Raw genomic sequence first — 24,243 nt, forward strand, 5'->3', positions numbered from 1 at the left:
GTGAACATCCATGATCCTGTCTGACAAAACGATTCTGGCCCTGATGTCCGCCGGTCAGCTGGGGATCGAGCCGGTCACGCCGGAGCAGATCCAGCCCGCCAGTGTGGATATCCGCCTGGGCAACACCTTTTCTTATTTTTCCTCTGATAACCCGGACGTACCTCTTTCCATGAGCAGCCAGCCTACATATACCACTGTCACCTGTGACCGGTTTGTGGTTGCCCCCAAACAGTTTGTGCTGGCCACCACCATGGAGTACTTCCGTCTGCCGGACAATCTCACCGCTTTTGTGGAAGGCCGCAGCTCCATCGGGCGGCTGGGCCTGTTTATCCAGAATGCAGGATGGGTAGACCCTGGTTTTGAAGGGGAAATTACCCTGGAACTGTTTAACGCCAGTGACCGGGCCATTGAGCTGGAGGCTGGACGGAGGGTGGGGCAGTTGGTTTTCGCCCAACTGGACCGGGATGCCCTCAATCCCTACCGGGGAAAATATCAAGGGCAGAAAGGCGCTACCGGCAGCCGGATCTACCTGGATGCTGAAACTGGTAGCCTATAATATCTGGCGGGTCAGCTGTGAGTGAAGAAAATTTTCTCCTCTGATCAACCCTTCCGGAAAGTCCATCCTGCCGCTTTCCTAAAAAAGCTTGTACTAAACAGAATAGCCCCCGCATAGGATTGCATGAGAGAAGATCCTGTGCGGGGGCTTTTTCCATGTGTAAAAGGGGAGGAAGAACAGATGGTACGGATGGTAGCGACAATCACTCCAAAGGGAGGCAGGCAGTCCTGGCTGCGCTATGCCCGGGCACGGAAAAGTACCCTCCAGTTCTTTTTTCTGCTGTGCTGTGGGCTGGCCTGGGGCAGCTTTTATGCCCTGGGAGAGGGGGATGGAAGCCAGCTGCTGCGGGCTATCATGCTTAAAGAACTGGTTTTGCAGCAACAGCGCAGCTTCCGGGAGCTGGTCATCAGCGGGGCAGTGGGAATGCTGGGGATGCTCCTTTATCTTTACCTTTGCCTTTATTGCAGTAAGGGAAACTGGCTGGTCCTGCTGATCCCTTTTATATTTGGTCTGGCTACCGGCAGCCAGATGGCGGTGCTGCTGACAGAATATGGGCTGTCCGTTTGGGCCTATTTGATCAGCTGTGTTTTTATTCCCCGGCTGCTGATAGTGCTGTTGTTGCTGTCAGCCTGCAACAAATGTATCCGAAGCTGCGTTCAGCAGTCAACAGCATCCCGGACCTCTTTCAGAAAAGAGGAGAGGGGAGAGGAAATTTCAGTCCGTCTGTACTTTGTGCTTTTTTTGCTGGCGCTGCTCTTCCAGAGCTTCCTGCTGTACATCTTCCGGGGATTGCTGTGGCTCCAGTGAAAGCTGGAGGGGCTGGGGAGACTGATGGAAAGAGGCCAGGGGAGAGGCATCCGCCGCTTTTTCGATCTGACTGCCTGCCAGATGGGTATAGATTTCCGTTGTGCCCAGGTTGACATGCCCCAGCACATCCTTCAGTACCCGGATATCCACATGACCATGCTGATACATCAGTGTGGCGGCGGTGTGACGGAGCTTATGGGGGCTGATGCCTCGTCCGCTTAATCCGGCAGCCTGGAGATGTCCCTCCAGAATCTGCTCCACCCGGCGGGGGGAGAGGGGACGGCCCTGCTGGGAAAGAAAGTAGAAATCCTTGTATTTTGTCACGGAGGGCTCGCTGCGCACCTTGTCGTAGGCTGCCTTGGCTTCCAGGCAGGACTGATTAAGAAAAACAATCCGCTCTTTGTTTCCTTTTCCCAGCAGCCGCAGACCGTTGTCTCCCTGAAAGCTGGTGGTTTTGATCCCAACCAGTTCAGACAGACGCATCCCACAGTTGAGGAGAAAAACGATCATACAGTAATCACGCTGCCGCTGCTTGCCGCCGATGGCTTCCAATAACTGTATACTTTCCTCCAGGGTGAGATATTTGGGCATGGCCTTTTTCTTGGCAGGGGTCTCCAGGTGCTCCATGGGGTTGGTGGGAAGTTTTGTGGTCTTGGTTTGAAGATAGGTGTAAAACGCCCGAATGCTGGATACCTTCCGGCAGCGGGTGGCGGCGTTGTTTTCATTTTCCCGCAGGGCAAAGTTGAGAAAGCCGTAGGCGTCGGAGATGGTGGCCTGAAGGATCATTGTTTCCGGAATATCAGAGATGGTGACATCGGACAGATTTTTTTCCTCCATAGGCAGCCCGGTTTTGGAGGCTTTGAGATAGCGCAGGAAAAAACGCAGATCTATGTAGTATCCGTCTACTGTCCGGGGGGAGCGCCCCTTGATGGTGAGCATATAGGACAAAAATTCCCGCAGCAGCTGCGGCGCTTCATATTGATTTACATTAGTCATATTCGTTTCCTCAAATCAGTTATTGTTTGCGGTCTTTTTAATGCCTGGGTCTCCATCGAAGCTTCCGGGAGAACGAATCAGAGGTATCTGAAGGGCATAGGTATTTTTTTATGAATATAATTTCGCTAAATACAAATTTAGCGAAATTTAGGGGAGCGTAAATTTGAGTTCTTCAGGAAAACCCATCATTCCAACTTTTCTGGAGCTGTTCATCTGTCTGACTCGACCTTTCTCTATGTAACGATTTTTTCTCTATAAAACGCCTTGCTTGTTTATCTTCATAGCTTTGTCAATCCACTGTTGCCAGCGGAATAATTCCGCCAACGTCCAGCAATTTTCCTTTCCTTAGAAACACCGGCTCTACCTGATATCGTTCCAGAAAACGTACTACAGCCATTCCGCTGTGATAATACTCCAGGCTTCCGGTAAAAGCCATTCTTCTGGGATGGATCAGTCCACAGCAGCCACCAATGAATCCTGTATCATAGCCAGGCAGCAGGATGTCTCCAGGCGGCAGCTTTAATACATCCAAACCGGCGGCTGTCAGCAAACCATATAAAGTGGGATCGCTGGTGATGGCGCTATTGGAACTTACCAGACAGACTGAACATCGGGCGTATCCCTGGCGGCTGTGGAGGAAATGCCAGCGGTTTTCCAGGATGATATTCTTTAATGTATGGGACATGGCTTTTTGATGTCCGAAAACCATTTTTTCCACAACTAAAAAATTTAGCGAAATATCCTGGGGGTAACGATCCCCCAGAGGCAGATCGTTTATCACAACCTCATAGCCCTTTTGACGCAGTTGTTTTGATGGTTCCGCAGCCTCCTCAGCCGCCAGGACGCGATTTCCACCCAGCGGCATCAGCTGAAGATCCGCATGTGAAGCAACCGGCGCCGGAAGGACCGACAAGGGTGGAACAGTTAGTACCTCTATCCCCTCCCCTGCCAGAGCTTCCGTTATCGAAGGGAATCGGGAGGACACTGCGCACAGGCTGACCTGCTTTTCAGGCAAACCTGGAATCTCCAGAAATGCCATCCGTATGACCTCCTTTTTCTCTTGTATTTTGGCTTCAAATATCGAATAAAGGGAGGATAAGTGACACTTTGTCTTGAACAAAAAGCTGCCGCCGCAGCGGCAACCGGCTGTTTATGGGGCGCCGCGCAGGTGGTGGAAAAGCGAATAATTCAGCGTCTCTGGAAAGGCTTGTGAGGATAAAGCTTTTCTGATGGCTCCCAGCTGGGATATGGCTTTTTACAGCGATAATCCCAGGGATGGGATGGTCCTCATCCATCCCATCTCAGCGCTTCCACGGGACTGAGGCGGGCGGCAGACCTTGCCGGAACTACACCAAATATACCACCAATCAGCAGCGAAAACAACAGTACACCAGCCAGAAGGCCCATAGAAATCCTGGTTTCCAGGCCCACAACAACCCGCAGCAGCAAAAAGGTGGCCACCGAAGCTCCGGTTCCCCAAAGACCGCCCCGGAAGGTCAGCCAAAGAGCTTCCGCCAAAAATTCCAGCAAAATATCCCGCTTTCGGGCTCCAATGGCCTTTTTGATCCCAATTTCTTTGGTACGTTCCCGCACGGCGGAGGTCATAATGGTCATGATGCTCAGCCCCGATACCACCAGGGAGACCCCACCGATCCCCATCAGAACCAGGGTGATGCCATCAAAAATCCGACTCAGGCGGTCTTTCTGCATGGCCAGATCACTGGAACGGTACAGACCCCGATAGCCAGACTCCCTGTCCAAAACGCCGCAGATATTGGTACCGGCGGTCTCCGCGTCTATACCGTCGGTCAGCTGTACAAACAGCTGGTCCACAGCGCTGCGCTGCGTCATCTGAATCTGCCGGGTATAGGGAAGGTACAAAAAGGCCGGAATATAATCTCCCGCCAGGTTGGTGAGAATGTTCTGATCGTCCTGTACCACACCGATCACTGTGAAGGTTTCACTTTTATCCCCAATGGTGAGGGTCAGTTGTTTGCCCACAATATTGGAGCGGTGGTAGAAACTTTCCGCCAGTGCCCGGTCCACCACGCATACGGAGCTGGCGGAAGCGGTTTCGCCCTTGGTGAACATCCTGCCATGGAGCAGCTCCAGGTGAATGATATCCTGTCCGCTTTGATCAATACCGCAGGCAACTACATTGGCCACCATCCCACGCATGGAAAGCTGGCCAAAATCAGTCACCAAAGGCGCGGCAAGAGTCACCTCCGGCAGTTGAGCCAACAACTGAGCGCTTTCAGTATTCAGCTGATTGAGGGACTTGTCCGTGGGAGAAATGGTGATGCAGTCAAATCCCATCCGGCCCAGCTCTGTGTCCAGCAGCTGTCTGCCGGTCATGCCGATGATGGCGATAGTACATACAGAATAGACCCCGATGGCCACCCCCAAAATCGTCAAACGGGCTCTTTTATTCCCTCTGCCGGAGAAAAACAGGGCGCTGCCCACGCTCATTCAGTCTCCCTCCTTTGTCAGAAGGTACTGCTCCGGAATCTCTCCCGTTACAGCCAGGAGATCTCCCGGATTCAGTGAGCCTGAAACCTCCACCCGCTCCGCCAACTCTTCTCCTGTGGTCACCGGTACAGCGGACAGCCCCTGTTGTGAGACCAAAAACACAAACTCCTGGTTTTGGTCGTCCTGCTGTACACATTCATAGGGAACGGTCAAACACTGGCGGGGTTCTCCGGTGAGAATCCGACACTGGATGCCCGCTCCATGGCGGATGGTTTGGCCCTGCTGGGGATAAACCCGCACCCCCACATCCACCATAGAGACCAAGGCTGTCCCCTGAAGAGATTTTGAAACGGTGCTGCTAATCTGACAGACAAGCCCGGAGAGGTGCTGATCGTTGATCTCGCCCCCTGAGATTTCAGCAGTATCCCCGAGGGAAATTTTATCTACTTCATCGGCGGGAACCTGAACGGTAGCCAGATAGGAGTCATTTCCAAGGATGGTGCAAAGGCTTTCTCCCGGTCCCAAATACTGGCCTTCCTTGACCGTCAGCTGTGTGACTTTTCCGGAAACGGGAGCGGAAATGATTTCCTCTGAGGGCATCTCCCACTGGGACAGCTGTGAAAGGCCCTCGGTAAGCTGTTCCAGATCCTCGGGCACCATGGAAGGGTCCACCCCCTGCAGTGCTGCCAGCGCCGCCAGCTGCTCTGAAGAGTACCCGCCGAAAACAGCTCCGCTTTGCTGAGGGTCGCATATCAGAAAGGGCGATTCCACCGAGGATTGGGGCCGGACGCGCGCCAGAGGCGTTCCAGCTTCCACCAGGCTTCCCTCTGTCACCAGCAGTTCTTCCATCACCACGCCGGAAACCGGCATCAGACGGCAGCTGTTTTCTGCCTCAATGACGCCGGTACAGGATATTTCCGGCTGGACCTCAAAAGCTTCCACGGCGGCCACTTCCACAGCGGGTGTTTTTGCCAAAATCGCTTCCGGGATCATCCCGCAGCAAAATACCGCCCCCAAAGCCGCGGCGGCGCAAAATAATCTGTACTTCATGTCAGCTCTCCCTTCCGGCAGGGTAACGGAATGCTTGTATGATTGCCATTCCGTGTCCATACGCTGACAGATAGTTTTTGCGTTTGAGCGCCAAATATGTTGGCTGCTGTATATTTTTCCTGTCACTACGGGAAACTAATGATCGAAAATCCGTTCCCAGAAAAGGAGTGATCGGTTTATGTCCTGGATTCCCTGCACAGAGCCATGCCTGTATCAGCAGGAGGGCTACTGCACCCTGGACAAAGCGGATGATCCGCCACCGCAGCCTGCCGCCGGAATAAGCAGCTGCTTCTTCTTCGCCCCCCGGAAAGATGGCAAGCCGCCCTTATTTCTGGATGGCCCGGAAGGCCTCTGAAATATTGGAAACACCATAAAAGGTGGCCTGAGGAAACTGGCTTTGATCGATATGCCGCAGATTGCTCCTAGGCAGTACAAAGGTATCAAAGCCAAGGCGGTATGCCTCGCCTACCCGCTGGGCCACATGGGAGGCGGAGCGGACCTCACCGGTCAGACCTACCTCTCCCAGAGCAAGCAGCTTGGAGTGGATGGGGCGGTCCACCAGATTGGATACCAAGGCCAGCACCACCGCCAGATCCGCCACCGGCTCGTCGATTCTCATTCCTCCGGCGATGTTGAGGAAAACGTCCAGATTCCCCATGAAGTATCCCGCCCGCTTTTCCAGCACAGCGATCAGCAGCGCCGCCCGGTTGTAGTCAAAGCCGGTGGAAATCCGTCTGGGATTGCCGAAGCTGGTTTTTGCCACCAGAGCCTGGACCTCCACCAACAGCGGACGGGTACCTTCCATCAGACAGGTGATGCAGGTGCCGGAAACATCCAGAGGACGCCCCGCCAGCAGCATTTCGGAGGGATTTTCCACTTCATGAAGGCCCCCCTCCTCCATTTGAAACACACCGATCTCATTGGTGGAGCCAAAGCGGTTTTTGATGGAACGCAGGATCCGGTAGCTGAGGTTCCGATCCCCCTCAAAATAGAGGACGGTATCCACCATATGCTCCAGCACCTTGGGTCCGGCTATGCCGCCGTCCTTATTTACATGGCCCACAACAAAAAGGGGGATCTCGCTGCTTTTGCAGACATTCATCAGCAGCTGGGTGCATTCCCGCACCTGGGTGACGCTGCCGCAGGAGGAGGAGATGGAACGGATGGACAAGGTCTGGATGGAATCTACGATCACCAGATCGGGCTTATTCTGCAAAATAGTTTCATGCAGCTGCTCCGCGTCGGTGCTGGCGGTCATGAGAATATTGCCGCCATCCACCCCCAGACGGTTGGCCCGCAGCTTTACCTGACGCATACTTTCCTCGCCGCATACATAAAGAATCCGCAGATCCCGCTGGATGGTGCCGCACATTTGCAGCAGGATGGTGGATTTGCCAATGCCGGGATCACCGCAGACCAGGATAGCTGCGCCGGGCACGATGCCGCCTCCCAGTACCCGGTCCAGCTCCCTCATACCGGTTTTGTACCGCACTGATTCATCGGCGGAGACCGCCTCCAAACTGCGCACCTCAGAGGGCAGCGCTGCCGGTGGGGCAGAGATGCTCCGTCCCGCCGAACCGGAAACAGTCACCCGGCTTTCCTCCGTCATGGTATTCCAGCTTTCACATTCCGGGCATTTTCCCAGCCACTTGGGGCTTTCGTACCCACATTGAGAACAAACATATAATGTTTTAACCTTGGTTTTCTGTGCCAACAGGCTCCTCTCCTCCATGATAAAACTTCATCAGGGAATGACAGATGACCATTGCCACCTGGTCCTGATAATGAGACTGCTGCAGCAGGGCGGCCTCCTCCGGATTGGAGATGAAGCCGCATTCCACCATTACAGCAGGGGTGACCGTATTTTGATCCAGTATAAAAAGGGACTGATCCGCCGGTTTGATCTGTCTGGTATTATCCGGCTGAAGGTACTGGCAAAAACCCTGCTGAATGGTTTCCGCCAGAATATCGCTTCTGGGAGAACCGGGAGCGTAGAAAACCTGCGCCCCATGAACATAGGATTCTGGAAATTTATTCAAATGGATGCTGACAGCGATGGAACCGGGATCGGAAGTCATGATGGCCAGACGGTTATGAAGATCGGAAGTTTTTTGCTCCCGAATAGTTTTGGCCTGCTGATCATGGATGGAGCGGTCATCATCCCGGGTCATAACCACCTGAAAACCAAAGAGCTGACACAGCAGCCGTTCCTTCCGGGCCAAAATGAGGTTGATTTCCTTTTCATTGACGCCGTTAGCCTGGGCGCCGCCATCCTCTCCGCCATGGCCGGGGTCCAGCACCACCACCGGACGGTTTGCCGCGGTGGTGCGCATCACGCCGGTCATCAGTGTATCATCCAGCTGCCGCAGCCCGATAAGGCCCCACGCCAGCAGGGTCAGTACAAAGATGACAGCCAGATGAGGACGCAGATCGTGTTTCATGATGGGATTCCTCCTTGAGCAGGTCGTTTTCTACACTATATGCTCAGAAGGAAAACAGTATGGCTTTCCCTTCACTTCAAGGGGTGGCGGAGATAAACCATATCCCGCAGCACAACGCCATCCTCGATAATGGGATGATCGTAATGCCGGGTGAAAAAATCCTTGACCCGATGGGAAAACACAAATCCGCAGCGCTCATAAAAAGGCACCGTCAAGGGACTGTCCCCTGTTCCCACCAGCATCGCCTCCCCTTTTCCCTGGTAGAGGCGCAGCAAACGGCAGATCATCTCCTGGCCGAACCCCAGCCCCTGATCCTCAGGATTGGTGGCCAGGTTCTTCAGCTCAAAAAGCCCTTCCCCTTCCTGGGTGACCACAGCGCAGGTTCGTACTTTTTCATTCCACCACAGCAGGTACATTCTGCCCCGCTCCAGGTACCGATCGATCATGCTCTCCTGCTCATCCCCAAGAAGCAGCAGCTCCAGCCACCGCTTTTTCCCCTCAGAGACCTCTTGGAGAAGGACCGGCGGCAGCGGACAGATCAGGGGCATATCCTCTTTTGAGGCGAGAAAAGAGCCTTCCTCTCTCTGGGCGTCCCGGCATCCCAGGCCCCGATAAAAGGCGATGGTTTCTTCCGCGGGGTTGGCTCCTATCAGCAGCTTTTGGGCGCCGTGATTGACCGCCCAGGCACCGCAGCGGAAAAACAGCTCCTTTCCAAGCCCCTGGCGGCGATGCTCCCGGGAAACGTGGAGACTTGTCAGCTCCAGCAGATCTCCCGCTTTGTCCGGAGAAACTCCCTCCACAGACCCAAAGGCGATCAACTGCTCCCGATCCAGCGCTCCCAGCACCAGGCCGCCGGTTTCCAGCGTATTTTTCAGGCACTCCAGAAGGAACTGACGCTGTTGGAGACTCCAATTCTCCTGCGTCATACAAGAGGAAATCAGCTCCCACTGCCCATTTTTCTGTTTCTGCCACTGCCTCGGACAATACTGGGAACGGTCAAAGGGCGCAAAAAGCTCCAGAGCCAGCTCTTCTTTTTTCAACTTTCGGATCTGGACGGGCATACCGCTTCATCCTTTCCATCACTTTATAAAATAATCCCCTTGGGGGTTGAAAAAAGCGGGACAAAGGTCTATCATAATAGGCGGTCAAACACCCCCGGCATCATCCGCTTTTCTATTATACCGCCTGAGCACAATGGATGCAAATATTTGTTCTTGCTTTTCCTGATGGATCGGGCCGGGAAAATAAAGAACACTGACAGAAAGGTTGGTTCCGTATGAATGTATTGATCCTCAATGGCAGCCCCAGAAAAAATGGAAATACCCGCGCCCTGCTGGAACGTTTCGCGCTGGCAGCGGAAAAGCAGCATACCATCACCTTTGTGGATCTGCAAAATTTGAAGATCAACGGATGTATGGGGTGCGACGCCTGCCGTAAAAACGGCGGCAGCTGCGTCCAGAAGGATGACGCGCCTGCGCTGCTGGAGCAGGTATTGGAGGCGGACTGCATCATTTTTGGCTCCCCTGTTTACTGGTGGGGCATCTCCGCGCAGATGAAATCCGCCATCGACCGGATGTACGCGGCAGGAGAAAAGCTCAAAGGAAAAAAGATCGGTGTGCTCTCTGTGGGTGCCGACAATGTGGATACACCCCAATACCGCATTATCCGGGAGCAGTTCCAATGTATTGCGGAATATCTGGATTGGGATCTGCTGTTTTTCCAGGCTGTCAGCGCTTCCGCCGCCGGAGAAGTGAAAAAGCAGCCTGAGCTGATGGAAAAAATGACCGCGCTGGCAGGTAAACTGTAATCAAACGGCTCAAACTAAAAAATCAAGCAGGGACTGTTTTGTGAACGGTCCCTGCTTTTTCCATACAAGCTTTGCCAAAGACAGATATCACCACCGTCTGGGCCGACGGCTTGGTTTGGATTCTCAGCACCCACTGCCCTATACCCGCACTCGGGATATTGAAAAAACAAAACGTTCTTTTGCTGATCTGCTGGAGCGTCTGCATACTGACTATATCGACATCGGTATGATACATTATGTTGACAATGAGGAAGATTTCCAAACCGTTTTTGAAGGACCTGTTCTGGAATATGCAAAGGAACTGAAAGAAAAAGGAATCATCCGATACATTGGTATGAGTTCTCACAATCCCCATATAGCTTTGAAGGCTGTAGAAAGCGACTGGATTGATGTGCTGATGTTCAGTATCAATCCTGCCTATGATATGGAGGCTGCCGACACCAACATTTATGATCTGATGGAATTTAAAGGAATGGAAAAAAGCGGCCTTATGGTTGACGAAGCCCGTCAGAAATTATATTCTGCCTGCGAAAATACCGGTGTAGCTATCACTGTCATGAAGCCGTTAGGAGCGGGCACACTGCTGAAAGCAGAAAGTTCTCCTTTCGGTGTAGCTATGACCGTTCCCCAATGTATCCAGTATTGTCTGGACCGCAATGGTGTCAAAGTTGTAATCGTTGGATGCCACACTGTAGAAGAAGTATTGGAAGCCGTAAAATACTATGATGCCACTGATAAAGAGCGCAGTTATGCTCATATTTTCAGTGCAGGAAATGTAATCCACATGACAGGACGTTGTATGTACTGTAACCACTGCCAGCCTTGTCCTGCCCATATTGATGTTGCGGCTGTGACAAAGTTCCTGGATTTGGCGACACAACAGAATACAGTTCCAGAAACAGTAGCACAACACTACTGGGCTCTTCCAGCCACAGCGGATGATTGCCTGATGTGTGGGAAATGTGAATCAAATTGTCCCTTTGGCGTTAAAATTCGGCAAAACATGAAGAAAGCTCAAATTATCTTTTCCAAAGGAAAGTAATATCCTTTTACGCTGACTAAAAAACAGGAGCAGAAGCGGCTATACCGCTGCTGCTCCTCAAGATTACCCAAAGTATTGTGTTTTCAAGAGGGAAAAAGCTATTGTAATACACCCTTCCCCTGCAAAACTATTACCATCAAAACATCCCACAGATGCATCTCTTTCACCATCTTAATAACACTTCGCAATATAGCAAGGTAGACATAGATTTTATGGATCATTTTATCCGACAAAATTTTCAAAAGTATTTGCCACCAACATCATCGAAAGAGGTTTCGCGCTTTGTTTTCCCTAGTTTGATAAAATCCTTTGATTGCTCCTTTTCGCGGAACAAAAAATGCAACTAAAAAGTTGACTATCAGTTATTTCGTCTTACACAACCCATCCTGTGATTTTAGCTGTACTCAAAACCCTCATGGAACAACTGTTACACAGCAGTGACCATGGGGGTTCTTTCTATTTTGATCAGAAGACAGCTGGGAGACTGCTGCAAATTATCCCGTCACAGAGAACTACTCTCTGTTTCAAATCATTTTCCCGAAACTAATCCTATTAATACAAACGTCCCTTATTGCTTGCGTTTCATATCAAACACGCACCTCTTCCAGCAGCTCTTTCATCGTATGAAGATGCTTTAAAGATTTATGGTATCTGCGAATGGATACCATGGTATATAAAGCGTCCAGCAGTGCTATCTGAGCGATACGGGATGATACTGCTTCCCGCAGATACTGGGTTTCAGCTGTGGTCGTGACCAGACATATATCCGCTAATTGCGTAATGGGACTTTGCAGGTAGCTGGTGATGCACATGGTAACAGCTCCCGCTTTTTTTGCTGTTTCCAGCGCTTTAATGGTATCTTTTGTCCTGCCCGTATGTGAAATGGCAATAGCCAAGTCTTTCTTGCCCAGCTGTGCCGCAGAGATCCGCATGATATGTGGGTCCACAGCAAAAAAAGCAGGAAATCCCACCCGCATAAAACGATAATAGACATCTACTGCAATCTGTGCAGAGGTTCCCACACCATAAAATTCAATTCTATGAGCACTGGAAATTGCTTCACACGCCTGTTCAAAAGCATCCAGATCCAGCATTGACACCGTATCTTCCAAAGCTTTGCAGCTGGAAGAAAAAACTTTCTTTACAACATCCCCCGGAGCATCATATTGGTTGATTTCACCCAGTGGAATTTCTTCGGGATAAGCGGTAGATCGTGCTAAATCAATTTTCAGCTCCCGAAAGCCCTTATAACCTACCCTCTGGCAGAATCGCACAATACTGGACTCTGCAACACCTGCCCGTTTTGCGAGCTCTTTAACTGGCAAGCGCACAGCTGTGTCAGGATCACTGAGAATGGTCTGGGCGATTTTTTGTTCTGTTTCCAGCATATTAGGCATTAAATTCCCAATTTTCACAAGACAATCTATTTTCCGTTCCATATTGATTCCCACCTAAAAAACAATATTCCATTCTTAATTGTATTATAAAAATCAATATCCTGAATTTCAAGCAGTTTTTACAATGAAAAATTTTTGTAAATGTAAAATTTATATATAATAATTTGTTTAAACCGATAAAAAATAGTAAAATTTTAATTACCCATTGAATTGTTCATAATGTTATGATAAATTTGTATTGGAACAAAATGCTTCGAAAAATAATATTTTGGAATAAAACTCCAAGTAGAAGGTTGGTGTTCTCCTGTGGATACAGATGTGAGGGCGTATGTTTTGGACATGGATGGAACCCTTTATCGAGGTAATGATCCGTTGGATGGCGGGCAACGCCTCCTGGAATGTTTAAGCGGATTACCGTATCTGTTAATGACCAATTGTCCCCTTCACTCCCCCATATCTCTTTCACAAAAGCTTCTGAAAATGGGAATGAGAGTTGAACCCAATAAAATTGTGACTTCCGGACAGTTGGCCATCACCAGCTTAAAGAAAAAGGGAATCAGCAAAATTTTTCTCATCGGCAGCACGGAATTGGAACAACTGGCCGAAAAAGCTGGGTTGGTAATATCCGAAGATTCCCCCCAGGCGGTATTGGTTGGATATACAAACCCTGTATCGTCTTTTCATCTGGATGCTGCAGCCGCACACATCCGCAAAGGAGTCGCCTTCTACTGTACCAATATGGATATGACCATTCCCGATGGGCCGTCCTTCATTCCCCATACTGGCAGCTTGGTGAAGCTTCTGGAAGAGCAAACAGGCAAAAAAGCCATCAATATCGGCAAACCTTCTTCCAACTTTCTGTCTTATGCTTGTGAGCAGTTCCAGTGTACTCCTGACAGGATCTGCCTGATTGGTGATAATCTTGAAACTGATATTTTGATGGGGCAGCAATTTGGCTGCACAACATACCTGCTTTTGACCGGTGTGACCTCGCAGGAAGACCTATGCAAAAATCCTGCCATCCGCCCAAGTCGTATCTTTCAGGATCTGATGGAACTCATTACATATGAGTTTCCAAAAGAAAATAGAGTCGAATGAAAAGAAAGGAAGAATTTGTATGAAAATCTCGATCCGAAAACTTTTCGCGCTGCTATTGTCAATTTGTATGATCCTCTCCTGTTCTGCCTGTGGACAGACTGCCGCCTCCAGTCAGGGCGAGCCGGCTGCGTCCGGTTCTTCTTCTGCAGATGCAGCAAACTCAGGTGAAGAGATCACGCTATCCATCGCCGTCAACCAAAGTTGGAACAAACCCAATTTTGAACCCTTGCTGAAAAAATATGAAGAGCAAAATCCCGGTATTAAATTCGATCTCCAGGTCATTCCTGACGGTCAATTTGATGAGTTGCTGCTCTCCAAACTGCGTACTGGTGAAGGACCGGATATGGTTCACTATGGCATGACGCAGCTTTTCCAGAAATACAGTGTTGACGAGACACTGGTTCCCCTGGACGACGAAGCCTGGGTAAAAGATCTCATCAATCCTGACAGCGTCACCGTAAACGGCCATATTTACGGAGCGCCTTCCAACAGCATGGGCGCCATCAGCGGTCTGATCTATAATGAAAAAATGTTTGAGGAAAACGGTGTAGCTGTCCCCACTACATGGGATGAATTCCTCACCGTGTGCGAAACCTTTAAATCCAAGGGCATCACTCCCATCATGATTCCCGGAAAAGATGCCTGGACGATTGGAATGTGGATCTGCACCATGTTCCCCAACGTGATTGTGGATCAGGCACCGGAAATTTATGACAAGATCAACACCCAGGAAGTAAAATATGCTGACATCCCCGGTTTTGCAGACTGCCTGGACAAAATGAAGGAACTGGTGGACAAGGGTTATGTCAACTCCGATTATCTTTCCACTACAGTGGATATGGGACTTGTCATGCTGATGGAAGAAAAAGCTGCTATGGCTGTCAGCGGCGATTACTGGATTTCCGATGTTTATGCAAAAGATCCTGAATCCCGTCTGCGGATGGCTCCCCTGCCCGTTGTGGACAATGCTCGGCTCACCTGCGGAACCATCCGTGTTGTCAGCATCTTTAACAGCAGCGAACACATTGATGAATGCAAAAAGTTCCTCAACTTCTTGCAGGAATCTGAGCAGCAGGTAGCTACCAACAGCGACTGGGGTACACTGCCGGCCATGAATGGTGTGGAAATGGAATTGCCTGCATGGACTCAGGCTGTTAACGACAACTATGTCAGCAAGGGCCAGGTTCCCCTGGAACAGCTGGGAATGCGTCAGTATGTCGGAACCGGCGAAATGACCACCCTTACTTATGAAGTCCTTATGGGGAATATGAGTTCACTGGAAGCACTTCAAGAGTGGGATATCTATTATGAGAAGTTGGCCCGGGAGCAAAAATTCCCCGGCTGGGAAAATAAGTAATTCCCTTTTTCAGGGCCTCTGCTCCGTCTGTTTTTTCGGGGCAGAGGCCCGCACCCAACACCGTTAAACGGAAGAAAGGTGATTTTACCATGAGATCTGCCCTTAAAAAAGCTTATAATCCTTTTTTTCTGATACCTGCTGCTGCCATTTATCTGATTTTCTTTGTACTGCCTGTTTTAATGGGATTTATACTCGCCTTTACAGATTGGAACTCCTATACCACTGAACTGCATTTTGTTGGCTTACATAATTTTGTAGAGGCTTTTAATCATCGAGTAATCAAAGTCGCCATCAAAAATACGTTGATTTTTGCCATCATCTCTACTTTGGGAAAAAATATCATCGGACTGATGCTGGCGATCTTTTTTAATGAAAAATTTCGGCTGCGCAATTATGCCAGAACCATCTTTTATGTTCCATCCATTCTCAGCAGTGTTGCCATTGGCCTGATGTTCACTTCCATCCTTCATCCCTCTGGCTTGCTCAACACAGCTTTAAAGGCGATCGGCTTGGATTTTCTGGCACATGACTGGCTGGTGGAACCTGGTATGGGCATTATCAGTGTTGCCTTTGTGGAAATTTGGCAATGGGCCGGATATCATATGACCATTTTCCTTGCCGGTTTGCAGGCGATTTCTTCCGACTATTATGAAGCAGCAAGAATAGATGGCGCCGGTTGGTGGACCTCGCTGCGGCGCATCACCATTCCTTTGCTGATGCCGGCTTTCAGCGTGAATATTGTTTTATCTCTGATTGGCGGCTTTAAAGTGTTCGGCCCGGTCTATGTCCTTACCGGAGGAGGCCCCGGATATTCCACCCAAGTGGTCAGCACCTTTGTCTTCAAGGCTTTTGGTGAAGGAAACTGGGCTTTGGGTAATGCCGCAAATATGATCCTGTTTATTGTTATCGCCATCATCTCCATGACCGTCCTGCGCTATCTCAGAAAGAAGGAGGATGAAATCACATGACATTGTCTCAAAAGAAGCGATTGGAACTCGCCGTCGGTGATTTATGTATCCTTCTGCTTTCTTTGATCATTCTGATTCCTTTGAGCATGGTTCTGTTGGGTTCCTTTAAAACATCACGGGAAGCAATGGATATGTCCCTCTCTCTGCCTGCTCAATGGATCTGGCAGAACTATGTGGAGGTATTCATCCGGGGAAAACTCGCCAAGCCCTTTTTGAACAGCATGATCTTTTCCGTGTCCACAGTCGTGCTGAACATCACCATTACATCCATGGCTGCCTTTTATCTTTCCCGTGTTCAGTCCCGGATGAACAGCATCCTGAATATCTTTTTTACAGTGGGTATGATCTCCCCTCTCGCTATGATCCCCACCATCAAGGTTCTTCAGGCTCTTTCTCTGAATAACACCTACCTGGGAGTCATTCTGATCTATACAGCAATGAAAATTCCTTTTTCCATTTTCCTTTTTGTCGGCTTTATCAAAACTGTCCCCAAAGAGATGGATGAGGCAGCCATCATTGACGGATGCAACAGCGTACAGCTGTTTTTCCGTATTGTTCTTCCCCTTTTGGTACCGGTAGTGGTAACGGATGCTTTTATCGTCTTTATGTCGGTGTGGAACGATATCAACATTCCCTTGTACTTCCTCAACAGCACTGAAAAATGGACGATGTCCCTGACCGTATACAACTTCTTTGGACAATACTCCCGTGACTGGAATCTGGTATTTGCCAACCTTATCATTACCAGCGTTCCGGTAGTTCTCATGTATATGTTCGGCCAAAAATATATTGTCAAAGGGCTTACCGCCGGTGCGGTGAAAGGATAAGCAGGAGGAAATTGTCATGGCACCGCAATATCAAAAAGAATCTGCCCAAACCATTCGTTTCCCTCTGGGCGGAATTGGAACAGGCTGTATTGAACTGGATGGAACAGGCCGGCTGACAGATTGGGAAATTTTTGGTCGTCCCAACAAAAGCGGCCATAATGGATTAAGTCATTTTGCCATTAAGGCGGAAAATGCTCCGGGGACACAGGTTTTGGATGCCCGTCTGTTGTGCGGTGATCTTCAAAGTCCCTTCATAGGTGAAGTGGGAAACACCTTATATCGGGGATACGGCTTTGGACCGGACAGCTCATTTTTGGGGGGAATGCCCCATTTTGAGGAATGTGTGTTTGAAGATCATTTTCCTTTTGGCACACTTCACTTTCAGGATGCTCATTTTCCAGGGAAAGCTGCTCTTACCACTTTTAATCCCATGATCCCTCTTGACGTAGAAAATTCCAGTCTGCCAGCTGCTTTCTTTGAAGTTCATATCACAAACAACACCTCACAGCCTGTACGATATACCGTTTGTCTGTCAGTGACAAATCCTGCCCCCAGTGGACAGACCTGGAATCAGGCCATTGATGAGAACGGCTGTTATCTTGTGGAATTGAAAGACCGTCGTCAGGATGCCGGCATAACAGAAATGGATGTTGGCGAGGTAGTAATTGCCTCTGTGCAGCCGGAATGCGGCAGTGAAAATGGCGGAAATGTTCAGGAATATTGGTATCGTGGGCACTGGTTTGACAGCCTGAATATGTTCTGGCATGATTTTACCAAACCTGGTCCCCTGGTTCCACGGCAATATCATCAGCCATATCACCGGATGGACAGCGCCTCTGTATCCTCCTGGACACTTTTGTCCCCAGGGCAGGAGGCACAGCTAAAATTCATTATTACCTGGCGATATCCTCATATGTGCAACTACTGGACGAAATTGGAGCCTCAGGATAATGTGGGATGGTATTATGAATCTGCTGCTGAGGACCAGAAGCATCACTCTTCCCCTTGGTGGAAGCATGATTATGCTGTGCGTTTTTCTTCGGCGGCAGACGCAGCTCATTACTGCGTGAACAATTGGGACAGCCTGAAAGAAAAAACCCAGTTGTTTTCCCAAGCATTGTGGGAAACGACATTGCCCCAGGGGATGATCCAGGCCACAGCAGATAATCTGGCGATTCTGAAATCCCCCACCTGCCTGCGCCTGGAAGATGGGTCCTTTTATGCCTTTGAAGGCTGTCACAGTCATTGCGGAAGCTGCGAAGGCTCCTGTACTCATGTATGGAATTACGCCTATGCTCTGGCATTCCTTTTTCCACAGCTGGAACGCTCCATGAGACAGCTGGACTATCACTACTGTATGGATCAATATGGCGGAATGCATTTTCGTCTTCAATTGCCGCTGGAAGAAGGGAAACTCTCGGATCACCGTCCCTGTGTTGACGGGCAGATGGGAGGCATCATCAAAACTTATCGGGACTGGAAAATATCCGGTGATCTGGACTGGCTGTGTGCGCTGTGGCCAAAAGTCAAGCGTTCAATGGAATATGCCTGGAGCCCCGATAACCCGGACCGGTGGGACCCGGACCGCTCCGGCATCATCACCGGAAGACAGCACAATACATTGGACCTTGAATTTTTTGGACCGAACAGTTGGCTTACAGGATTTTATCTGGCTGCTCTGCAGGCATCGGCTCTGATGGCGGATGCTTTGGGTGATTCTGATTTTGCAGACCTGTGCCGGACCATTTGCGCCAAGGGCAGTAAGTGGGCGGCAGAAAACCTGTTTAACGGAGAATATTTTATTCAGAAAATTTCTTTGGATGACCCATCCATTCTAAAGGGATATTCCCTGTTCCGTGGAAAGGCAGATGACGATCCTGCCAGAATCTATTGGAATCAGGAAACCCATGAGGTAAAATATCAGTTGGGAGACGGATGTGCCATCGATCAGGTGGTGGCAGACTGGCATGCGCGTATTTGCGGCTTGGAACCAGTATTTGATCCAAATCAGACCCGCAGTGCTTTGACAGCTGTTTTTCGCCATAATCACCGCAGTTCCATGCGGCAATGGCCTAATCCATGCAGAGTATATGCCCTTAATGACGAAGGAGGCACTGTTCTGTGTTCCTGGCCAGAAGGCGCCAGACGTCCCGCTGTACCTGCACTCTATTCAGAAGAAGTATGGAGTGGGTGTGAGTATCAATTTGCAGCCCATCTGCTGCTGATGGGACTTACAGAACCGGCGGAACAAGTGGTAAATGCTGTACGTAAACGGTATGATGGCCGGGCAAGAAATCCTTTTAGTGAAATGGAATGCGGCAGCAGTTACGCCAGGGCTTTATCCAGCTACACACTGCTTCTGGCTGCTACAGGCTTTTCTTTCGATGCAGTTACAGCATCCATGGGATTTGCACCCAGATATCCCCTGCCCCTCCGTAGTTTTTGGTGTTTCGGAACAGCATGGGGCAGAGTAAGCATTACGGAAGAACAACTGATATTACAAGTGTATGATGGTAACTTAAAACTGGCCAGACTGTGTCTCCCCAAAGGCTTTCTTGCTTGTGATATCGTACAGGGCGCTGCTTCCCTACGCTGGAATCAACAGGAAGATACCGTATTCTTTGATCATACTTTACAACTGTCCTGCGGAGAATCCATTGTGATTACAATGGAAAAAGAGGAGGTTTAAAAATGTATCAAAATCCTTATGAAGAACTGGATTGGGAGAAATCACACTGGCTGCGGGGAAATTTTCACACCCACTGTGGAGCGAGGCCGGGAGATAACTGCGGAAAGCTCCCCCTGGATGACGTAGCTGCTTGCTATAAAGATTGCGGATATGACTTCCTGGCCATTACCAATCATGACGCTCTTACCATTTTGCCAAAGGCTGAACCCCATCTTCCTCTGCTATTGGAGGGCTATGAATATAGTTTTGACGGACACATGCTTTGTATCGGCAGTAAAAGCCTGTCGAAAGATGCTCACGAACAGGCAGCTTCCCTTTGCTGTCAGGAGGGAGGAGTCGTTATTGCCTGCCATCCCCACTGGAAGAGAGAGGATTATTGGACTGCTGAAAAAATTCTTTCTTACGGGGATATTACAGGGATGGAGGTTTATAACGGCGTTATTTCACGGCTTTCCGGCCGCGGACTGGCTTCCGACACATGGGATGAAGTTCTTTCATCAGGACGTTTGATCTGGGGCCTTGCAAATGATGATTTCCACCGATGGTATGACCTTGCCAGATGTTGGAACATGTTTTTTTCCGCCCCAAATCAATGCGCCATTATAGAAGCTGTGAAAAAAGGCAGGTTTTATGCGTCCACCGGTCTTTATCTCACGGAGCTGAAAATTACCGAGGGACAAATGCTTTCTCTTTCCGCCGTCCATCACAATGGATTTGAGGAAGAAATGCGGTATGAATTTATCGGCTCCGGTTCAAGAATTCTGTCTGTGAAATACGGTACATCAGCTTCGTTGCTGCTGGATTTCGAAGAGCCTTATGTGCGCGTTTGCATTACCGCTCAAAACGGTGCCAAATTATGGACCCAGCCTGTTTATCGGTCTGAATTTTTTGAAAGGAATCAATTATGAACCCTGCCAGCGTAACCTTTGGTATTTTCGCAGATATTCATACCGAAATTATGCCGGATGGCAAAAAAAGATTAGCTGCATTTCTGGATGCCTGCGAAAAAGAACAGGTGGATTTTATCATTCAGTTAGGAGATTTTTATTATCCCTCCCACAGATCCCCTCTCAAATGCCCTCCTGAACAAACTCCTGTAAATGTAGCGTACGCGCTTCATGCAGGAAACCTGTCCGAGGGCGAAGAAATTTTTCAACTTTTTCGCAGCTGTCCTATCCCCCACTACAGTGTATTGGGCAATCACGATTTGGACTTCTGGAACAAAGAGGAAGCCATTCACGCTTTGGATATGCCTGCGCCTTACTACTCATTTACCGCCAATGGCTTCCATTTCATCGTATTGGACGGAAACTGGTACCGGGACAGCAGTGGTATCTTTCACCCCTATGACCACGGGGACTATTTTGCCTGTAAAAGCAATGAACTTCCCTGGCTGGACCCACAGCAGTTGGATTGGCTGGAAAATGAGCTGAACAAGATTCAAGGGCCAGTGGTGATCTTCTCCCATCAAAGCCTTCATGATCAATTGTATGCCATTCATAATCACAACCTCCTGCACCAGCTGCTTCGCCAGAAAGCACAGCGAGATGGAAATTTGGTTGTGTCTATTAACGGTCATAATCATATTGATCATATCGTTCAAAAAGATCAGGTCTGGTATTGGAATCTCAACAGTATGTCCAATTGCTGGCTGGGAGAAGATTTTGCCACCGAAAGATATGGAGCGCAAACAGATAACGCCTATCCCAATGTCCGTTACACCGTTCCCTATCAAGAGCCCCTTTTTGCTATTGCTGTACTGAACAACAATACTTTGGAAATAACTGGACGGGAAAGCTGTTTTATAGGTCCTTCCCCTGATGAACTGGGCTTCCCTGCCAACCGTACATTTGCTCCGGTATCCGCAAAAGTCTCCTCTTTTACCATATCTGTATAAACTTTCTTCTTTCTCCCTTTCAGAAAGGCTCCTTGAAGATGGATTCCAAACCATCCTCACGGAGCCTTTCATTGCTGAAAGAAAAAGCTTGAGCACATCTCGGTCCAAGCCCTTGCCGACAGAAAACTGGAACCCCTCATATTTCTCTTGGTCGGAAAACCGATCCGCCCCCCAAAAGCAGGAGCACGTCCTGATCCCAGTCCTGGTGGGCAAAACTTAAATATCTTCTATTTTTCCTGATATGGAAAACTCACCTAAGCCAAAGAAAGAAGTGAAGGCGACTTTGCCCCAGTCCTGGCCCATAAAAAGCCCAACCTCTTATATTTCTCTGCAAGCGGACGCTTATCCCCCGCAAAGCGGGGGGTATTTCCGTTTCAGGCATAGCCTTAATACTACACGCATAGGATTTACTTGCTACCCGTAAACGGGTCTCTGGGATCGTAAAGACTTATTTGATCACTTTCCAGGTCCATCTTTCATTGATTCTCGACATACTCTTTTATTGCTTTTGTATTCTTTCCTACTGTGTCCACGTAATATCCTTTGCACTAAAATTCATGGTTCCCATATGCAAACTTCATATTCCCAAACTTTTGAAATATCATGAAACTGCTTTTTCCCTTGAAGTATCCCATAAATCCCGATACACTCATTTTTGAGGGGATACTTAGAAGCAAATGGATGTGATCTGGACATACTTCTTCCTCTATGATCTCAACCCCCTTCCATTGACACAGTGTTCTGATGATATCTCTTATTGCTGCTCTTTTTTCGTTATAGAATACTTTTCTTTTGTACTTTGGTACAAATACCACATGATATTTATAATTCCACTTCGTATGTGTCAGACTGTTTATGACGTTATTTTGCTCTGTCCTCCTAATGTGTTTTTCGGCGTAACTGGCAGGTCACGCTTTTACTTTGACACATTAGGAGCTTTTTTATCTTTTCCACCGCTTAACCTCTTTTGAACCACGCGACTATTTGCGTGGTTTTCTTTACACAAAAAGGCCCTCTACCTTTGGTGAACACCGATAAGGAAGTATTAAAAACATACTAACTTAACGGCTGACAAACAGGTGCTGCTAGTCAGGACCCCCGGCTAAGCCGGGGGCTTGGGATAGCCCTAGAAGGGCATGATACGGACAACGCCCCTAAAGGGGCCACGAATGGGTCGGCCAACTGCATTGCTGACTCATGGCGGGCCCCTGAAGGGGCGTTCCTTTACGCCTTGGTATTCTTGCTACCCGTAAACGGGTCTATGAACTCCTTTAAACTCATTTGATCCGCTATCTGGTCTGTCTCTAACTGTTGTTTGATGTATTCCTGTATTTGCTTTTTATTTCGCCCCACTGTATCTACATAATATCCTCTTGCCCAGAAATGTCTGTCCCTATACTTATACTTCAGATTCGCATGTCTGTCGAAGATCATTAAACTGCTTTTTCCTTTGAGATATCCCATAATTTGTGATACACTATACTTCGGTGGAATACTCAGAAGCATATGGATATGATCTGGGCACGCTTGTGCTTCTATAATTTCCACTCCCTTTTGCTCACACAGCTTTCGCAGTATTTGTCCGATATCTTTCCTGATCTGACCATATATTGCCATTCGCCGGTACTTTGGCGCAAATACCACATGATATTGGCATCTCCATCTTGTGTGCTGCAAACTTTCTATATCTTTTTCTTTCATAGAAAAGACCTCCTGGTTCTTTATTGTTGCAGTTGGCCGACCGCAACTCTATTCTACCAGAAGGTTTTTTCACTATATAATTTCTTTTACTCTCCCCGGCTTAGCCGGGGGTTCTCTTTTCGCTAAAGCATACTAAAAGAACGCTCATGATTCTCAATTGTAGAATCATGAGCGTTCTCCTTATTTTTTCTGGCCTTCTTTTATAGCCATGGCAATTTTTCGTTTATGATTCTTTATTAAGGCATCTGCTTCTTGATCGTTGAGCTTCAATATTCCCTTTGCCTTTTTTGCATAGTCAATAAACGTTTGTTTTTCGTCATTACGAGAATAAATACTATATAATTCTTTTGCTGATATATGCCTACCTTTAGATGATGTCCAATTACTGCGTCCAATGGTATGAGCTTTTCGACGCATCCTGTAATAATATTTTGTTATTGCACGTGGCCTTATTATGAATTTTTGGGGGTATATAAAAACAGCGCCCTTTTTGAAATGCAAAATCAAAAAGGGCGCTGGGATTTTTTCTGAAAACAAAAGGTTCGAATCATGCCAGTGCCTAAAATCGGCCATAGGCGATCTTTTGTTTCAGAGCTGAAATTTGGGACACAAAAACCCCGGAAAAGGGCGATCGGATGCGGGTTTATCCGCATCCGATCTAAAGTGTTCCCACTTGATGGTTGGGCTGGCAGGATTCGGACCTGCGGGATGGTAGAGTCAAAGTCTACTGCCTTACCGCTTGGCTACAGCCCAGAATAGAAAATGGGATTAGGCCAAGAGATGACCTCTTAAAAACCTAATCCCATATGTTGGGGTGGATAGTGGAATTCGAATCCACGACCTCCAGAGCCACAATCTGGCGCGCTAACCAACTGCGCTATACCCACCATATATGCACACATCTGATGATGTATGTATCAAGTTGTCGCAAGGGAAAAGTGGTGCGCCAGAAGGGACTCGAACCCCTGGCCTACTGCTTAGAAGGCAGTTGCTCTATCCAGCTGAGCTACTGGCGCATAATGGAGCGGGTGATGGGAATCGAACCCACGTAACCAGCTTGGAAGGCTGGAATTCTACCATTGAACTACACCCGCAAGGACACATCACTTCAAGCGACGCGTTTTATTTTATCAAACATTCT

At 48.8% G+C, this 24,243-nt stretch carries 21 protein-coding genes, 4 tRNA genes and 2 pseudogenes; 11 read left to right on the forward strand and 16 right to left on the reverse strand.

Features of this window, described 5'->3' with window-relative positions; translation table 11 throughout:
• The first annotated feature begins 10 nt into the window (after positions 1 to 10).
• Complete coding sequence (gene dcd, locus BQ5383_RS15975; RefSeq protein ID WP_071433639.1) at positions 11 to 556, forward strand: dCTP deaminase; 546 nt, start codon at positions 11 to 13, stop codon at positions 554 to 556.
• A gap of 180 nt (positions 557 to 736) precedes the next feature.
• On the forward strand, positions 737 to 1,363 hold the full coding sequence (locus BQ5383_RS15980; protein ID WP_071433641.1) for a hypothetical protein: 627 nt from the start codon (positions 737 to 739) through the stop codon (positions 1,361 to 1,363).
• On the opposite strand, the gene BQ5383_RS15985 is transcribed toward BQ5383_RS15980, so the two are convergent.
• The 8 genes and pseudogenes from BQ5383_RS15985 to BQ5383_RS22085 form a co-directional block, all read right to left on the reverse strand.
• A complete protein-coding gene (locus BQ5383_RS15985; RefSeq protein WP_071433643.1) occupies positions 1,271 to 2,359 on the reverse strand; it encodes a tyrosine-type recombinase/integrase in 1,089 nt (362 codons plus the stop codon). The two genes, BQ5383_RS15980 and BQ5383_RS15985, sit on opposite strands and share 93 nt — an antisense overlap.
• A 289-nt stretch (positions 2,360 to 2,648) precedes the next feature.
• Positions 2,649 to 3,398 carry a DUF6873 family GME fold protein gene (locus BQ5383_RS15990; RefSeq protein WP_071433645.1) on the reverse strand — a complete coding sequence of 250 codons (750 nt, stop codon included), beginning with the start codon at positions 3,396 to 3,398 and terminating at the stop codon, positions 2,649 to 2,651.
• Positions 3,399 to 3,646: 248 nt separating this feature from the next.
• Positions 3,647 to 4,828 (reverse strand): ABC transporter permease, encoded by a 1,182-nt coding sequence (locus tag BQ5383_RS15995; RefSeq protein ID WP_071433647.1) that lies wholly within the window; start codon positions 4,826 to 4,828, stop codon positions 3,647 to 3,649.
• Positions 4,829 to 5,878: an efflux RND transporter periplasmic adaptor subunit gene (locus BQ5383_RS16000; protein WP_071433649.1), complete on the reverse strand. Its 1,050-nt coding sequence runs from the start codon at positions 5,876 to 5,878 to the stop codon at positions 4,829 to 4,831.
• Positions 5,879 to 6,203: 325 nt separating this feature from the next.
• Complete coding sequence (gene radA, locus BQ5383_RS16005; RefSeq protein ID WP_420835669.1) at positions 6,204 to 7,592, reverse strand: DNA repair protein RadA; 1,389 nt, start codon at positions 7,590 to 7,592, stop codon at positions 6,204 to 6,206.
• Entirely contained in the window at positions 7,570 to 8,319 is a 750-nt protein-coding gene (locus BQ5383_RS16010) for an N-acetylmuramoyl-L-alanine amidase (RefSeq protein WP_071433654.1), read from the reverse strand. The genes radA and BQ5383_RS16010 overlap by 23 nt, the downstream gene beginning before the upstream one ends.
• A 71-nt stretch (positions 8,320 to 8,390) precedes the next feature.
• Positions 8,391 to 8,867 (reverse strand): GNAT family N-acetyltransferase, encoded by a 477-nt coding sequence (locus BQ5383_RS22080; protein WP_071435187.1) that lies wholly within the window; start codon positions 8,865 to 8,867, stop codon positions 8,391 to 8,393.
• A 51-nt stretch (positions 8,868 to 8,918) separates the two neighbouring features.
• A pseudogene (locus tag BQ5383_RS22085) lies at positions 8,919 to 9,380 on the reverse strand (GNAT family N-acetyltransferase); the annotation flags it as partial.
• A gap of 215 nt (positions 9,381 to 9,595) precedes the next feature.
• Here BQ5383_RS22085 and BQ5383_RS16020 point away from each other — a divergent pair.
• Together BQ5383_RS16020 and BQ5383_RS16025 are read left to right on the forward strand one after the other, a co-directional pair.
• Positions 9,596 to 10,126: a flavodoxin family protein gene (locus BQ5383_RS16020; RefSeq protein ID WP_071433656.1), complete on the forward strand. Its 531-nt coding sequence runs from the start codon at positions 9,596 to 9,598 to the stop codon at positions 10,124 to 10,126.
• 40 nt (positions 10,127 to 10,166) lie between these two features.
• Positions 10,167 to 11,168, forward strand: coding sequence for an aldo/keto reductase (locus BQ5383_RS16025; protein ID WP_083390027.1), 1,002 nt, complete (start codon positions 10,167 to 10,169; stop codon positions 11,166 to 11,168).
• A 587-nt stretch (positions 11,169 to 11,755) separates the two neighbouring features.
• Here BQ5383_RS16025 and BQ5383_RS16030 read toward each other — a convergent pair.
• The gene (locus tag BQ5383_RS16030; RefSeq protein ID WP_071435188.1) at positions 11,756 to 12,607 is read right to left on the reverse strand and encodes a MurR/RpiR family transcriptional regulator; all 852 of its coding nucleotides are present in this window, start codon (positions 12,605 to 12,607) and stop codon (positions 11,756 to 11,758) included.
• A gap of 264 nt (positions 12,608 to 12,871) precedes the next feature.
• Here BQ5383_RS16030 and BQ5383_RS16035 point away from each other — a divergent pair, with 264 nt between their 5' ends.
• From BQ5383_RS16035 to BQ5383_RS16065, 7 genes are all read left to right on the forward strand, one after another.
• Complete coding sequence (locus tag BQ5383_RS16035) at positions 12,872 to 13,663, forward strand: HAD-IIA family hydrolase (protein ID WP_076944493.1); 792 nt, start codon at positions 12,872 to 12,874, stop codon at positions 13,661 to 13,663.
• 19 nt (positions 13,664 to 13,682) lie between these two features.
• The gene (locus BQ5383_RS16040; protein WP_071433660.1) at positions 13,683 to 15,020 is read left to right on the forward strand and encodes an ABC transporter substrate-binding protein; all 1,338 of its coding nucleotides are present in this window, start codon (positions 13,683 to 13,685) and stop codon (positions 15,018 to 15,020) included.
• Positions 15,021 to 15,109: 89 nt separating this feature from the next.
• Positions 15,110 to 15,988: a carbohydrate ABC transporter permease gene (locus BQ5383_RS16045; RefSeq protein WP_071433662.1), complete on the forward strand. Its 879-nt coding sequence runs from the start codon at positions 15,110 to 15,112 to the stop codon at positions 15,986 to 15,988.
• The gene (locus tag BQ5383_RS16050) at positions 15,985 to 16,815 is read left to right on the forward strand and encodes a carbohydrate ABC transporter permease (protein ID WP_071433664.1); all 831 of its coding nucleotides are present in this window, start codon (positions 15,985 to 15,987) and stop codon (positions 16,813 to 16,815) included. The genes BQ5383_RS16045 and BQ5383_RS16050 overlap by 4 nt, the downstream gene beginning before the upstream one ends.
• 16 nt (positions 16,816 to 16,831) lie before the next feature.
• On the forward strand, positions 16,832 to 19,504 hold the full coding sequence (locus BQ5383_RS16055; RefSeq protein ID WP_071433666.1) for a GH116 family glycosyl-hydrolase: 2,673 nt from the start codon (positions 16,832 to 16,834) through the stop codon (positions 19,502 to 19,504).
• Positions 19,505 to 19,695: 191 nt separating this feature from the next.
• Entirely contained in the window at positions 19,696 to 20,412 is a 717-nt protein-coding gene (locus BQ5383_RS16060) for a CehA/McbA family metallohydrolase domain-containing protein (protein ID WP_139193450.1), read from the forward strand.
• On the forward strand, positions 20,409 to 21,401 hold the full coding sequence (locus BQ5383_RS16065; RefSeq protein ID WP_071433670.1) for a metallophosphoesterase family protein: 993 nt from the start codon (positions 20,409 to 20,411) through the stop codon (positions 21,399 to 21,401). Before BQ5383_RS16060 ends, BQ5383_RS16065 begins: the two co-directional genes overlap by 4 nt.
• A 407-nt stretch (positions 21,402 to 21,808) precedes the next feature.
• On the opposite strand, the pseudogene tnpA (BQ5383_RS16070) reads toward BQ5383_RS16065, so the two are convergent.
• The 7 genes and pseudogenes from tnpA (BQ5383_RS16070) to BQ5383_RS16100 all read right to left on the reverse strand — a co-directional run bounded on the left by tnpA (BQ5383_RS16070) (position 21,809) and on the right by BQ5383_RS16100 (position 24,196).
• A pseudogene (tnpA, locus tag BQ5383_RS16070) lies at positions 21,809 to 22,258 on the reverse strand (IS200/IS605 family transposase).
• Between the two features lie 367 nt (positions 22,259 to 22,625).
• Positions 22,626 to 23,102: an IS200/IS605 family transposase gene (tnpA, locus tag BQ5383_RS16075; RefSeq protein WP_071433672.1), complete on the reverse strand. Its 477-nt coding sequence runs from the start codon at positions 23,100 to 23,102 to the stop codon at positions 22,626 to 22,628.
• Between the two features lie 180 nt (positions 23,103 to 23,282).
• Positions 23,283 to 23,675: a hypothetical protein gene (locus BQ5383_RS16080; RefSeq protein WP_071433674.1), complete on the reverse strand. Its 393-nt coding sequence runs from the start codon at positions 23,673 to 23,675 to the stop codon at positions 23,283 to 23,285.
• 104 nt (positions 23,676 to 23,779) lie between these two features.
• A tRNA-Gln gene (locus tag BQ5383_RS16085) sits at positions 23,780 to 23,855 on the reverse strand.
• Positions 23,856 to 23,912: 57 nt separating this feature from the next.
• A tRNA-His gene (locus BQ5383_RS16090) sits at positions 23,913 to 23,989 on the reverse strand.
• 52 nt (positions 23,990 to 24,041) lie between these two features.
• Positions 24,042 to 24,118 (reverse strand) — tRNA-Arg (locus BQ5383_RS16095).
• Between the two features lie 4 nt (positions 24,119 to 24,122).
• Positions 24,123 to 24,196: transfer RNA gene (locus BQ5383_RS16100), tRNA-Gly, on the reverse strand.
• Positions 24,197 to 24,243 lie beyond the last annotated feature (47 nt).

This window comes from Angelakisella massiliensis (genome assembly GCF_900104675.1).
In the GTDB taxonomy this organism is placed as follows: domain Bacteria; phylum Bacillota; class Clostridia; order Oscillospirales; family Ruminococcaceae; genus Angelakisella; species Angelakisella massiliensis.